The sequence below is a fragment of the Epibacterium ulvae genome, from assembly GCF_900102795.1.
GTDB classification, from domain to species: Bacteria; Pseudomonadota; Alphaproteobacteria; order Rhodobacterales; family Rhodobacteraceae; genus Epibacterium; species Epibacterium ulvae.
The window spans coordinates 72332-84742 of the sequence record NZ_FMWG01000008.1; the positions used below are offsets into that span (position 1 = coordinate 72332).

Annotated in this window: 12 protein-coding genes; 5 read left to right on the forward strand and 7 right to left on the reverse strand. The window is 56.2% G+C overall.

Going from position 1 to position 12411, the window contains the following annotated elements; all coding sequences use genetic code 11:
• Positions 1-45: 45 nt before the first annotated feature.
• The 5 genes from BLP79_RS13160 to BLP79_RS13180 all read right to left on the reverse strand — a co-directional run bounded on the left by BLP79_RS13160 (position 46) and on the right by BLP79_RS13180 (position 5256).
• Positions 46-585 (reverse strand): adenine phosphoribosyltransferase, encoded by a 540-nt coding sequence (locus tag BLP79_RS13160; RefSeq protein ID WP_090219658.1) that lies wholly within the window; start codon positions 583-585, stop codon positions 46-48.
• Between the two features lie 129 nt (positions 586-714).
• Positions 715-1347: a LysE family translocator gene (locus BLP79_RS13165; RefSeq protein ID WP_090219660.1), complete on the reverse strand. Its 633-nt coding sequence runs from the start codon at positions 1345-1347 to the stop codon at positions 715-717.
• A 55-nt stretch (positions 1348-1402) separates the two neighbouring features.
• Positions 1403-2434, reverse strand: coding sequence for a DUF418 domain-containing protein (locus tag BLP79_RS13170; protein WP_090219661.1), 1032 nt, complete (start codon positions 2432-2434; stop codon positions 1403-1405).
• A gap of 96 nt (positions 2435-2530) precedes the next feature.
• Positions 2531-3409, reverse strand: coding sequence for an S-methyl-5'-thioadenosine phosphorylase (locus BLP79_RS13175; RefSeq protein ID WP_090219663.1), 879 nt, complete (start codon positions 3407-3409; stop codon positions 2531-2533).
• A 164-nt stretch (positions 3410-3573) separates the two neighbouring features.
• Positions 3574-5256 (reverse strand): pentapeptide repeat-containing protein, encoded by a 1683-nt coding sequence (locus tag BLP79_RS13180; protein WP_090219664.1) that lies wholly within the window; start codon positions 5254-5256, stop codon positions 3574-3576.
• Between the two features lie 190 nt (positions 5257-5446).
• Here BLP79_RS13180 and BLP79_RS13185 point away from each other — a divergent pair, with 190 nt between their 5' ends.
• Entirely contained in the window at positions 5447-7081 is a 1635-nt protein-coding gene (locus BLP79_RS13185; RefSeq protein WP_090219666.1) for a SulP family inorganic anion transporter, read from the forward strand.
• A 105-nt stretch (positions 7082-7186) separates the two neighbouring features.
• On the opposite strand, the gene BLP79_RS13190 is transcribed toward BLP79_RS13185, so the two are convergent.
• Entirely contained in the window at positions 7187-7789 is a 603-nt protein-coding gene (locus BLP79_RS13190; protein ID WP_090219668.1) for a flavin reductase family protein, read from the reverse strand.
• An 84-nt stretch (positions 7790-7873) separates the two neighbouring features.
• Here BLP79_RS13190 and BLP79_RS13195 point away from each other — a divergent pair, with 84 nt between their 5' ends.
• The 4 genes from BLP79_RS13195 (at position 7874) to BLP79_RS13210 (ending at position 10432) form a co-directional block, all read left to right on the forward strand.
• The gene (locus BLP79_RS13195; RefSeq protein WP_090219670.1) at positions 7874-8374 is read left to right on the forward strand and encodes a GNAT family N-acetyltransferase; all 501 of its coding nucleotides are present in this window, start codon (positions 7874-7876) and stop codon (positions 8372-8374) included.
• Between the two features lie 46 nt (positions 8375-8420).
• On the forward strand, positions 8421-9185 hold the full coding sequence (locus BLP79_RS13200) for an EcsC family protein (RefSeq protein ID WP_090219672.1): 765 nt from the start codon (positions 8421-8423) through the stop codon (positions 9183-9185).
• Positions 9186-9293: 108 nt separating this feature from the next.
• On the forward strand, positions 9294-9764 hold the full coding sequence (locus BLP79_RS13205) for a DUF1178 family protein (protein WP_090219673.1): 471 nt from the start codon (positions 9294-9296) through the stop codon (positions 9762-9764).
• A gap of 26 nt (positions 9765-9790) precedes the next feature.
• Positions 9791-10432, forward strand: coding sequence for an SDR family oxidoreductase (locus tag BLP79_RS13210; RefSeq protein WP_090219675.1), 642 nt, complete (start codon positions 9791-9793; stop codon positions 10430-10432).
• Positions 10433-10510: 78 nt separating this feature from the next.
• On the opposite strand, the gene BLP79_RS13215 is transcribed toward BLP79_RS13210, so the two are convergent.
• Entirely contained in the window at positions 10511-12271 is a 1761-nt protein-coding gene (locus BLP79_RS13215; RefSeq protein ID WP_090219676.1) for a trypsin-like peptidase domain-containing protein, read from the reverse strand.
• Positions 12272-12411: the final 140 nt, after the last annotated feature.

The window sequence follows — 12411 nt, forward strand, 5'->3', positions numbered from 1 at the left end:
TTTTCTCACCTTTTTGGATCCGCTTGAAAGAGGCCTGTGACAGGCTCAAAGCCCTTCGAATTCACACAAGACATGCACGTCCATGCCCTGTGCTTCCAGCAGTTTGCGCCCGCCCAGTTCTGGTAGATCCACAATAAACGCGCATGATATGATATCGCCGCCCAGACGCTGGATCAGCTTGATGCCGGCACCCGCCGTGCCGCCCGTGGCCAGCAGATCATCCACCACCAGAACCTTTTCACCCGGTTTGATCGCATCATCGTGGATTTCAACAATCGCCTCGCCGTACTCCAGCTTGTATTCCTCGCTGATGGTGGTGCCGGGCAATTTGCCTTTTTTGCGGATCGGCACAAAACCTACACTCAACTGGTGGGCAATGGCACCCCCAAGGATAAAGCCACGCGCCTCCAGCCCGACAACCTTATCAATCTGCTCACCCGCATAGGGGTGCAACATCTGGTCGATCGCCATGCGAAAGCCGCGCGGATCTTCAAACAGCGTGGTGACATCGCGAAACATGATCCCTTCATGAGGAAAGTCCACGATGGTGCGGATATAATCTTTGACGTCGGGCTTTTTGGGCATGGCTTTGGTTCTCATAAGATCTGACAGGATCGGTCCATGGGTTCTGGCCTAAATATGGCCAGAACCCAAAAGCCGATATTGGCGAATTTCGCTATACTTGCAAGGGGAGAGACTGTTTTGCGCGTTGCCCTAAACAGGGCGGCGTAGCACTGCAGTTGCAAGACCCATCGCAACCAGTGCCGCGCCTCCCAGACGGGTGAGCCCGGCAATGATTTTTGGCCGGGCAATGCGGGCACGCAGATGATCCGCCAACAGCGCATAAAGCAGTGCATTTGCACCAGCCAGTCCCACAAATGTTGTGGTTAATATCACAAACTGTGGCACCAACGGCTGTTCTGGGCGCAGGAATTGCGGAACAAAGGCAATGAAAAACGCGATGGATTTAGGGTTGAGCGCTGTCACCACCGCCGTATGGCCAAAGACGCCACGCGCTTGGATGTCGGCGCCAGTGCTGAGCGCAGTTAATCCCTGCGCATCTTTTGCACTCCGCCAGAGTTTCACGCCCAGATAGAGCAGATAGGCGGCCCCCAACCATTTCAGTACTGAAAACACTGTTGCAGAGGCTAGGACCAACGCGCCGAGGCCGGCAAGGGATGCGCTCATCGCAATCAAATCGCCGGTTGCAACCCCCAAGGCTGAAGCCACAGCGACCTGACGTCCTTTGGACAGCGCATAACTTAGCACCAGCAAAACAGTTGGGCCGGGAATAATCAGAAGGGCGATGGAGGCGGCGACAAAGGCCAACCAAAGATTGAAATCCATGAACAAGGCTCCAGAACAAACAGACAGTTTACCAAGCCAGAGCTGATGCGCCGCGTCAATTGGTCTGACGAGACTTTTGTGCAATCCCGGTACCGCTTGCAAACCGCATGAGCGCTTCAAATGGTCCGCGCTTCATAAATCGCGCCCAAATCACAGCATATAGGACACAAAACCCGCAAAATACAAAGCTATATGTCACCATTTTGTCTGAACTTGGCGGACTGTTAAGCCAGCCCCATTCCTCCATTAACCCCATGCCCAACAAGATATGCGTAATGTAAAGCGTCAGCGTCTGTCGTCCGGTGTGCACCATTGGATTGATGACAGCTTGCGGCAGACGTGGGGTGATCCAGAGCGCGAGCCCCAGAACCGCTGCTCCGCTGCCCATTGCAGATAATACGTAAAACGGCACAGGTGGGATAGGCGCGGTCTGCAGGAGGAAAATGATCTCAGGATCTGTTGCAAAGCGCACAGGCATGAGCGTCAATACCGTTGTCAGGCTCCCCCAAAGGATCAGTTGTACCTGAACCGAGGCGCGGGCCAGCGGCAAACGGCCCAGCCACAGGCCAAACAGCAGAAAACAGATCCAGGGCAGAACCGGATGCCAGCCATTAAACAGGCTGTGGCGTAAAAGCCCCTGAACGGTCCAGAAGTTGCTGTAGGTCAACGTCTCCCAGTTCCAATTCGCATCGTAGTTGAGCGTGAGCTGCAGCGTGAAGCTGAGAGCAAGGATCAGGGCACAGCTGAGGATCAGCGCGCGCGAGGACAAGCCAAGAAAGGGCAGGGCAATCAGAAAAAACAGCCCGTAATAATGCAGTATATCTGCCTCAAATATCAATAGGTTGAGGCTTCCAAAACCAATCAAAACCAACCCGCGTCGCACCACGACTGACGGAGCAGGTGTGCCCAGTGCCAGACCCAAACCTGCAAGGATTACAAAAAGACCAGCGGCGCGCCCTTCGAGTACGGCACCCAGCCAGCTGGACAGATCTTGCGCTTCTGGCATTTCGGCGACCAGCCGGAAATTGACCAAGACCATACCGCAAAAGGCAAGGAACCGCGCAACATCAATACCGTATAAGCGCATTTTTGACCTATTTTGAGATCGGGACAGACCCCATGCAGCATGGCACAGTGGTGTAAAAAAGGGAGGTCAGGAATATCTGACCTCCGGTGGGTTTGCCTAGCTCAGTACCCGGCCTGCAACCGCATCCAGCTTGGCCACCAGCGAAGGGTCGCGCTTTTCTGGAGCTGTCATAATGGCAAATTCCAGTGCTTTATCACAGCCTTGCGGGCAATCTTCGCGGGATGCGCCCAAAAGATCGGGGAGGCGGCGGAGCATGTTGCGGGCGTTGGTGGAGTTGCCTTGCAGGGTGGCGATGATATCGGTGATCTCCACCGCGCCATGATCGGGGTGCCAGCTGTCAAAATCGGTGACCATCGCAACCGAAGCGTAACACAGCTCCGCCTCGCGGGCCAGTTTGGCTTCGGGCATATTGGTCATGCCAATGACATCACAGCCCCAGCTTTCGCGGTACATTTTGCTTTCGGCAATCGAGGAAAACTGCGGCCCTTCCATACACAAATAGGTGCCACCCCGGTGCACGGTGATGCCTGCGTCGCGGGCCGCGGTTTCGGCGGCATCAGACAGGCGATCACAGGTTGGGTGTGCGACGCTCACATGGGCGACGCAGCCGGTGCCAAAAAAGCTTTTTTCGCGCGCGAATGTGCGGTCAATGAATTGATCTACAATGACAAAATGCCCCGGTTCCATCTCTTCGCGAAAGGAGCCACAGGCCGAGACCGAGAACACATCCGTGACGCCAAGTCGTTTCAGCGCGTCGATATTGGCGCGGTAGGGCACCTCGGTTGGGGCGTGGACATGGCCGCGTCCATGGCGGGGCAGAAAGGCCATTTTGACGCCGTTCAAACGCCCTGTAAGGATCTGATCCGAGGGCGCCCCCCAAGGGGTTTGAACATCCACCCATTTGGTGTCTTCCAGCCCGTCAATTTCATAAAGTCCCGAGCCGCCGATGACGGCGATCATGGTGTCTTTGGTCATGGTTTTATCTCCTGCGGGGTTTGCGCGGATAAGGCCAAGGCGCGGCACATTTGGCAAGAGGCGAACCCGGTGAAGGGGGTGTTTTTAGCCAAAAACCGGGGGTGACATCCGTACACCCCCGATGCACCCCCTGTACACCGGCGATGCACCCGCACAAAAGGAGGCTATTTCCGTTGGATCACCCCGGTGAGCGCCGCTGCCCCCAGAGCGGTGACGATCCAGCCAGCGATGGTGAAAGGCCAGCGGGCCCACCATAGGATTGTACCGGCCAGACCGCGACTGGTGGAGGGGGCCCAAGCGTCTGTTTGGCCAAATTCAATAATTGGGATCACCACGTCCAGCGCATAGGCAAAGCTGCCGAAGCTCTCCCAATCCTGTCCAGCGGGGGCGAGTGCTGCCCATGCTGCGGCTGCATTGGGATGATCGGTGCCAAGGGCGGTCCAATCCGGGCTGGTCAGGATGACGCCGGAATTGGGAGCAAAGCCGCCCGTGTGCCATGCCGCAAGGGTAAAGAGCCAAAACAGGCAGACGAGCAATACGAGCGCGGCAAGGCTGCGAAAGGGTTTGTAGCCATAGCCAATGATAGAGCGTAAAAGCCAGTCCTTGCCACGCTCCATTCCAAGGATGAGGAGACGTGCAATATCCAAACCTGTTTTTGGCGCGGTCTGGCGTAGGGTTTTGATGTCTTGCTGCAGCGCGTTTCGACGTTCGATTGAGAGTTTTTGTTCCAAGGTAAACAAAACCTCCCGCGCATCTGCCTCATGCCCCATATTATGCAAGACCTTGGCGAGCTGTTTATAGGGTTGGGGGAAAAACCTCTCGTCTTCGTTTTCTTCGTCGTCTTGAGGGGAGCAGCGATCTCCTTTGGCTAGCCAGTCCAGACGGTTTTTTGCATCGGTGGCTCCTATAATTCGATCATAGGTAAAACCATCAAGGATCAACTTCTTATTCGAAGGCCAGCTGTTTTGGTCGTCTGTCAACGATCCAGCATAAGTTGCCGATAGGTCGATCAAACCGTTAACTTCTTCCAGATCCTTGATTATAAGTTCTGATTGGACCTTTGCATTGCGCATGAATAGGGCGACGTCCGTCTTGGCGAGGAATGCAGCGCCGGTGCAATCCAATTGCCCCCCAATACGGATGCCGCTTAAATTTGCCGTCGCTGTCAAACTTATGCAGTTGAAGAAAGCGCTTTCTTTTACTTCGGCGCGTTCGAGTGTCAGTGCGGTGTCTCCTGAGAACAGATAGTTCGGGGGGGCTCTTGAGATCATAAAGGTTGCGCGAGAAAAATCGAGTTGCCCGCCGATTTTGATTCCGGCCAAAATGGCAGCTGAGGTGAAACTTGTGTTGGTTAACAAGACACTTTCTTTGACTTCAGCATGTTGGAGATTAAGCGCAGGTATCTCTGTCGCCAAAAATTGTGTGCCACCGAAATCTAGCTGTCCAGCGATGCGACTGCCTGCGGCGTCAACATTGTATAGTGCGCTGTTTGATATACGTAAGTCGCTCTCTATGGTAGAGCGTGTAAGAAAGAGTGGGCCTTCAAACCGGCACCCGAAAAACATGCATTTGCGAGGTATGGTGCAATCACTCAGGTCGAGTGCATCGCTGATATAGCCGCCTTCAATCATTATGCCTTTTTCGGTGGTGGTGTCTGACAGGATCAGAAACCGCAGGACATCGGCGCGGATGTGGCGGTTTTCGTCCGGCTTTGCCCAATCTGTAGGCTCTCGCGGGATTTTATCGTGAGGGCCAAGTTCGCAAGGCTCGCCCGCTTCTGCGCAGTCTTTCAGCTTTCGCTCTGCTGGGGTGGCATCTTTGATCTGTTTCCAGCTGGAATAGCGCACGCAAATGCTCCTTTAATCAATAGGGAGACTATGAAACGGCGGCGCGGGGCTGGCAAGATGGTGGTTTTGGCGTCGCTTTTGGGGCGCTGTTTCTTGGTGGGGTGCGGGGTTCCTTGCTCCACCTGTGAAATTGGGGTAGGGGCGGGGCAACCTCTTTCTCTTGTCTTTGCGAACTTTACGGGTATCCCTGATGAAACGCGCCGCTTTGGGCCTGTTGGCCAATCGAATATCTCCGCCGAACCTGTCAATCATGCAGGATGAGGGCTGGTCTGTGGGCCGCCTGCGCACCGAAGTGCTGTCGGGCCTGACCGTGGCCCTGGCGCTGGTGCCCGAGGCGGTGGCCTTTGCCTTTGTGGCCGGGGTGCACCCGTTGGTGGGGCTTTATGCGGCCTTTCTGGTGGGATTGATCACCGCCGTGATTGGCGGACGTCCCGGCATGATTTCGGGTGCGACGGGGGCTTTGGCCGTTGTGATGGTGGCGCTGGTTGCCGAACACGGGGTGGAGTATCTGTTTGCCACAGTGGTGTTGATGGGCATTCTGCAGGTGATCGCGGGGGCGCTGCATTGGGGGAAATTTATCCGCCTTGTGCCGCATTCGGTGATGCTGGGCTTTGTGAACGGTCTGGCGATTGTGATTTTTCTGGCGCAGCTGACGCAGTTTAAAGATCCCGATACCATTGTGAACACCGGCCATGGTGCCGGGGGGGGCGCATGGCTGGCGGGGCCGCAGCTGGTGACGATGCTGGCGCTGGTGGGTCTGACGATGCTGATCATCTGGGGCACGCCGAAGCTGACCAAAGTGATCCCTGCGCCTTTGGCCGGGATTGGGATTGTGGCCGTTCTGGTGATTGTCTTTGGCATTGATGTGCCGCGGGTTGGGGATATGGCCTCGATCGAGGGGGGCTTGCCTGCGTTCCATGTGCCTTTGGTGCCGCTGAACGTTGAAACCTTGCAGATCATTCTGCCTTATGCGGTGATTTTGGCGGCGATTGGCCTGATCGAGAGCCTGCTGACGCTGAACCTTGTGGGCGAAATTACCGGCAAGCGCGGTGGCGCAAGCCAGGAATGTATCGCGCAGGGGGCGTCAAACATTGTGACCGGTTTCTTTGGTGGCATGGGCGGCTGTGCGATGATTGGGCAATCGATGATCAACGTGAAATCCGGTGGGCGCACCCGGATTGCGGGGATTGCGGCGGCTTTGTTTCTGTTGCTGTTTATCGTTGTGGCCTCACCGCTGATTGAACAAATCCCGCTGGCCGCATTGGTGGGGGTGATGTTCATGGTGGTGATCGGCACCTTTGCGTGGAATTCTTTTAAGATCATGACCAAAGTGCCGCGCACCGATGCTTTTGTGATCGTGTTGGTGACAGCCGTGACCGTGGCCGAAGATCTGGCGATTGCGGTTGTGGTTGGTGTGATCGTTTCGGCGCTGGCCTATGCGTGGAACAATGCGCGCCGCATTCACGCGATCACCCGCGAGTCTGAAACGGAAGCGGGCGCGAAGGTTTATGAAATCGAAGGTCCGCTGTTCTTTGGTTCCACCGAAGGGTTTGTGGAGTTGTTTGATGTGGCAGGCGACCCGGACAAGGTGATCGTGGATTTTGCCCGCAGCCGTGTTGTGGACCAATCCGCTCTGCAGGCGATTGAAGCTGTGGCTGGCAAATATGAAGCGGTTGGGAAAGCCCTGATCCTGCGCCACCTGACCCGCGATTGCCATCAACTGCTGACCAATGCAGGCCATCTGGTGGTCGATAGCGACGATGATCCTGAATACGGCGTTGCAGTAGATTACAGCGTCAAAACCGGGATCCTTGGTGGGCATTAAAATGAACAGGCCGGAGTAATTACTCCGGCCTTTTTTATTTCGATGCACTGGTATGACATTGAACCAATGGGGCGGCGTGAAGGACGGGCGGACGGGCGGAAGGGGTTATTCAGGCCGCTCCAGAGCAAAGAGCTTTTCGACCGATGTGTAGTCGCGATAGCCCAGTCGTGCGAGGGGGGTGTATTTGGTGACGTCAAAGCGCCCCTCTACAATGCAATCATCGCGCAGATGCACGCCGATGACTTCGCCAAACACCACGCGGTTGTGCGCTCCAGGGAGTGAGACCACCTGTGTGAGTTTACACTCTAGGGCCGCCGGGGCTTGAGCCACGCGTGCGCAGTTGATGTTGGAGCAATCGGCCAGTTCAAGTCCGGCATGGGCAAATTCGTCCACCTCTTTGCCCAAGTTGGCAGAGGTTGCGTTCATTGCGTCACGCATCGCGTATTCGACGATATTTACGCAGAAGACTTCGGTTGCCAGAATATTGGCCACACTGTCCTTGGTGCCATCTTGATCTTCTTTGGTGGAGGTTGAGGCAAACATCACCTGCGGTGGTTCATAAGCCACTGCGTTAAAAAAAGAATAGGGGGCCAGATTGTTGATCCCGTCGGTTGCGCGAGTGGAAATCCATCCAATGGGGCGCGGGCTGACAATGGCGCTAAAGGGATTATGGGGCAGGCCGTGGCCGTCCTTGGGATTGTAAAACATCACTGTGTCTCCTAGGCATTTGCCCCACACTTATGTGCGTGATAGGGCGATGACCAGCCACCCAAGGTAAGAAGGGGCAAAAACGTGTTGGAACTCAGGGCAGAGCAACCAGAGGATCGGTGGGAGGTCGAGGCCCTTTATGATCTGTGCTTTGCACCGGGGCGAGAGGCGCTGTCGTCTTATCGCTTGCGCGATGATGTGCCACCTGTCACGGGATTGAGCCAGGTTGCGCGTGATCCTGATGGCATATTGGGCGGCGCAATTCGTTTTTGGCCTGTTCATATCAACGGCGTGCAGGCCCGCTGGGATGCGCTTTTACTTGGCCCTGTTGCGGTGCACCCCACCCGCCAGGGGGAGGGGCTGGGGGGATCGTTGATCCGGGATAGTCTGGCACAGGCCCAAGACAGCGGCTGGGCACGGGTGATGCTTGTGGGGGATGCGCCCTATTATCAGCGCTTTGGATTTGAGCGCCTGAATGGGGTTGAAATGCCGCCCCCAACCAACCCAGACCGGGTGCTGGGACTTGATCTAAGACCAGATGGCTGGAAGGGTGTTTCTGGACAGGTTATACGCTGGGGCAGTTGAAATTTATGCTCTTCATGCTGATCTAGTCTATGTAAATGGAGGTCACATGAGCGAAATTCTTGCGCCTGCGCCCCTTTTGACGGCGGCTGAGATCGAGGCGGAACTGAAACAATTGGCGACATGCCAGCGGGCTGCATCAGGCTCTGCTATGCGGTTTTTGAATAGGCTTGGCGGCGGGGCTGAAACGTTGCTTGCACGTTTGCCCAGACCTGTGCGCAACAATCTGGCATCTGCGACTGAGGCGGCTTTGTGGTTAGCGGTGCGTAATACCGCGCAAAGTGATCGCTATTTGCCGCGTCCAAGTGCGCAGGTGAACCGTTTGATCGGTGCGGCGCTGGGCGCGGCTGGTGGGGCGACAGGCCTGCCCGGCACCTTGGCGGAACTGCCTGTGACCACCGCGTTTTTGCTGCGCAGCATCCAAAGTGAGGCTGCACGGCAGGGGTTTGATGTGACCTCGGAAAGCGTGCTGTTTGATACGATACAGGTTTTTGGGGCGTCTGGCCCCTTTGCAGACACGGGTCAGACGGATACGGATTTTCTGATGACGCGGCTGTCGTTGACGGGCACAGGTTTGCAGAAACTCATCGCACAGGTGGCGCCCAAGCTGGGCATGGTTTTGGGGCAGAAACTGGCCGCGCAAGCAGTGCCTGTTTTGGGCGGCGCTGCGGGAGCCTCTGCCAATTATATCTTTACGGGGTATTATCAAAATATGGCACGGGTGCATTTTGGCGTGCGCAGGCTTGCGACGGTGTGTGACCAGAGTGAAGAGGCTTTGCGCTTGCAGCTTCAGGATGTTTTGACTGCGGGCTAAGTTGCGCGGTGAAACAAGATCGCAGGGCTTTGAAAGTCTGAATATCTGTTGACCTCTTGATCTTCTGGCAGGTGATCCGTAACCCTGTGATCTGTTAAGAGGAAACGAATGATTCAATACGTGCTGAAATGTGCCAAGGGCCACCGCTTTGAAAGCTGGTTTCAATCGGCCGTCGCTTTTGACAAGCTTGCCGCTGCAGGTCATGTGACCTGTGCAATTTGCGGCGATGCGAATGTCGAAAAAGCGATTATGGCACCGCGCGTGCGTCCGGGCCGCAAAGCGGTTTCTGGGCTTGGCGATCCTGAACCATCGGTGCCCGCAGTGGCCGCTGAAACACCGCCGCCAGCTGCGCCAAGCGAAGAGATGCAACAGGCGCTGAAAGATTTGCGCAAATCCGTTGAGGCCAATTCTGATTATGTTGGCGAAGACTTCGCGACTGAGGCGCGCGCCATGCATTTGGGCGAGGCGCCTGAGCGTGCGATTTATGGCGAAGCCAAGCTTGAAGACGCAAAAGACTTGATTGAAGATGGGGTACCGGTTTTACCGCTTCCCTTTACTCCGAAACGTAAGACAAATTAGCGCATACATATTTAAAGGCGAAAAGCATGCATGTTGTGATTACCGGCGCAAGCCGCGGCATTGGGAAAGAACTGACACAACAGCTGCGGGAGGCGGGCCATGAGGTCACGGCAACGTCGCGCGATCACTCGGCAGATACGCGTCTGGATGTGACCGATCCGGGACAGCAAGCGCGATTTGCTGCGCACCTTAAAGGGCGGCCTGTGGATCTGGTGGTCTGTAATGCCGGTGTTTATCTGGACAAAGGTACCCCCTTTGCAGATTTCAGCGCTGAAATCTGGACCAAAACGCTGGCGACAAATGTCACTGGAGCCTTTCTGACGGTGCAGGCTTTAATGCCCAATCTGAAACTGGCGGAGCAGCCCAAAATTGCAATTCTCTCATCGCAGATGGCGAGCCATGCGCGCGCTCCGGGGGGAAGCTACGCATATCGGGCATCCAAAGCTGCGGTTTTGAATTTGGGCCGTAATCTGGCAACAGATTTGCAGTCTGAGGGGATCGCTGTTGGGATCTATCACCCTGGTTGGGTGCGCACCGACATGGGCGGCCCAGAAGGAGATGTGTCTGTGCAGGATTCAGCGGCGGGATTGATTTCGGAATTTGATCTGCTGTCCTTGCAAAGCACGGGGTGTTTTCACACTTGGGATGGACAGATCGCGCCCTATTGATCGAACGGTTGGTTCGAAGAAAAAAGCCCGCCTCTGCATTACACAGAGGCGGGCTTTTCTGTTTGATGGCGGCAGCTGTTATTCCCAGCAGCTGACCAGAACGGTCATACCGCTTGTTGCGCGCACAAGGGCTTCGTTTGGAACGCTTTGTTCTGCGGCGCTGGCCAAGGGGCGGCGGTCTACGCTGTTCAGGGCGAGGCGCAGAGCATCCGCGTTGACGGCAAAGCTGACCCCGTCGGGCAGTTGTTGATTTCCGATGCGGTTTGGTAAGAGCATTCCGATCACCGCACCTGTGTTGTTAATCACGGGGCCGCCTGCATCACCATCTTGCGGCGCAAGGGCGAGGCGTGCGACGCCTTCGTTGCCATCAAGGCTTTTGAGGTCGCTGAGCACGCCCCAAGTCAGGCTGGGTGCGCCAAGAACGCCCTGATACGAAAACCCAGAGACCGCAACATCAGACTGCAGGCGAGGTGTCGTTGTCGCCAATTCCGCCACGGCGATGGGGGCAAGCGCATCTTTTGCAGCTAAGACCGCCAAACCGTTGGCTGCGTCATTCAGCAGAATTTCGGCCTCGTAATCATGATCCAGCGTAATGCGAGAGCAGCTGGCGACCACGTCAGAGGTGGTGATGACGGTGCCTCTGTCATCGACAAAGAAACCAGAATGCGACAGGCGGGGGCGGCGGATCTGCAGGCCGGCCAATAAATCTACATTCTGTGGCGCATCGGCACCCGCTGCAGGATCAAGCACGCCATCCAGACGGGTAAAGCTGGTTTGCATGGCTGTCAGCACGCGGCTGCGGCGTTCTTCGTCGCCTTCCGGCCAGATCAGCGTAAAGCCTTTGATCTGACCGTTGCGCAGGGTGGCTTGGGTGTAGGTCACCATGCCCTTGCCGCGGCCTTCGATGGTGAAATCATTGGCGTTGCGCTTGCGCTCCCCGTCCAGCGGGATCACTTCAAGCGTCTGCATGATATCATAAAGCCCGTGCAGGGTGCGCTGATCGCCGGGTTGGCTGATCAGGAACACACGCGCGCCCAGATCGGTCAGGCTTTTGTATTGCACAAAAGGGGATTCATAGCTATCAAACGCCACCTCTTTGGCGGGAAGGTCCAGTGCGATCCCTGACGGAGCATCCTCGATACGCTGCATGCCAACTGAAATCAGCGGGGCGTTATATTGATCCAGCAAGGTCTGACGCTGCAGGGTTGTCAAAACGCCTGTGGGCTCAAACCGGTTTGCGGCTTGCCAATCTGCCATGGAGCGACGGGTGCCGCGTCCGAAAGCGCCATCGATGGTGGAGGTGTAAAACCCTTGTGCTTTCATGGCGATCTGCAGGGCTTCACGTTCAGCGCGGGTGAGGCGGCTTTCGCTGCGCCGTGCCTCGGAAACCGTTTCATCAGGCAACGCCGCTGGTGCGGGCTCCGGGGTTTGAGCAATCGGTTCCTCAACTGCAGGCACTTCTGTGGGCGCAGGCGCGACAACAGGTGCGGTGTTTTGAACGGGGCCCACCGGGAAGAATTGGGCCCGCAGATTGCGAGAGAAAGCAATAAAGCTGTCTCTTGGAATGGATCCTTCGCGGCGATAGACCTGCAAGATCCGTTCAGCATCCGGGCGTGTGTAGGGGCCCAGGACCACTCCGAACCAGCCTGCGCCCAGCGAGAAGCCCGCTACATCTGGCAGTTGTGATGCAAAGTCACGTGCGCGTGCTTCAGCATCTGCGCGTGAAGGGTGCGCTGCGATCTGAATCCAGACCGAATTTTGCTGCGCTTGCGCGGTTTCCACGAATGCAAAGAACATGGCGCATATCACCACGGCCCATGTGGCAAACAGTCTTTTCATTGCAAGACCTCTATTCCCGAGAATAATAAATTTCCTCGGCTCATAGCGATAAAAGGTGCGGATGGGAACTCCTGTTAGCGGGGGAATTCCTCTATTGCTGCAGCAATTCATCAGGTCAGCCTCTGTTTGACGGGCACAGA

Bases quoted from the DNA above. Each gene is read 5' to 3' on its own strand.
- BLP79_RS13160 (WP_090219658.1), bottom strand. From the start codon at position 585: ATGCCCAAAAAGCCCGACGTCAAAGATTATATCCGCACCATCGTGGAC.
- BLP79_RS13165 (WP_090219660.1), bottom strand. From the start codon at position 1,347: ATGGATTTCAATCTTTGGTTGGCCTTTGTCGCCGCCTCCATCGCCCTT.
- BLP79_RS13170 (WP_090219661.1), bottom strand. From the start codon at position 2,434: ATGCGCTTATACGGTATTGATGTTGCGCGGTTCCTTGCCTTTTGCGGT.
- BLP79_RS13175 (WP_090219663.1), bottom strand. From the start codon at position 3,409: ATGACCAAAGACACCATGATCGCCGTCATCGGCGGCTCGGGACTTTAT.
- BLP79_RS13185 (WP_090219666.1), top strand. From the start codon at position 5,447: ATGAAACGCGCCGCTTTGGGCCTGTTGGCCAATCGAATATCTCCGCCG.
- BLP79_RS13190 (WP_090219668.1), bottom strand. From the start codon at position 7,789: ATGTTTTACAATCCCAAGGACGGCCACGGCCTGCCCCATAATCCCTTT.
- BLP79_RS13200 (WP_090219672.1), top strand. From the start codon at position 8,421: ATGAGCGAAATTCTTGCGCCTGCGCCCCTTTTGACGGCGGCTGAGATC.
- BLP79_RS13205 (WP_090219673.1), top strand. From the start codon at position 9,294: ATGATTCAATACGTGCTGAAATGTGCCAAGGGCCACCGCTTTGAAAGC.
- BLP79_RS13210 (WP_090219675.1), top strand. From the start codon at position 9,791: ATGCATGTTGTGATTACCGGCGCAAGCCGCGGCATTGGGAAAGAACTG.
- BLP79_RS13215 (WP_090219676.1), bottom strand. From the start codon at position 12,271: ATGAAAAGACTGTTTGCCACATGGGCCGTGGTGATATGCGCCATGTTC.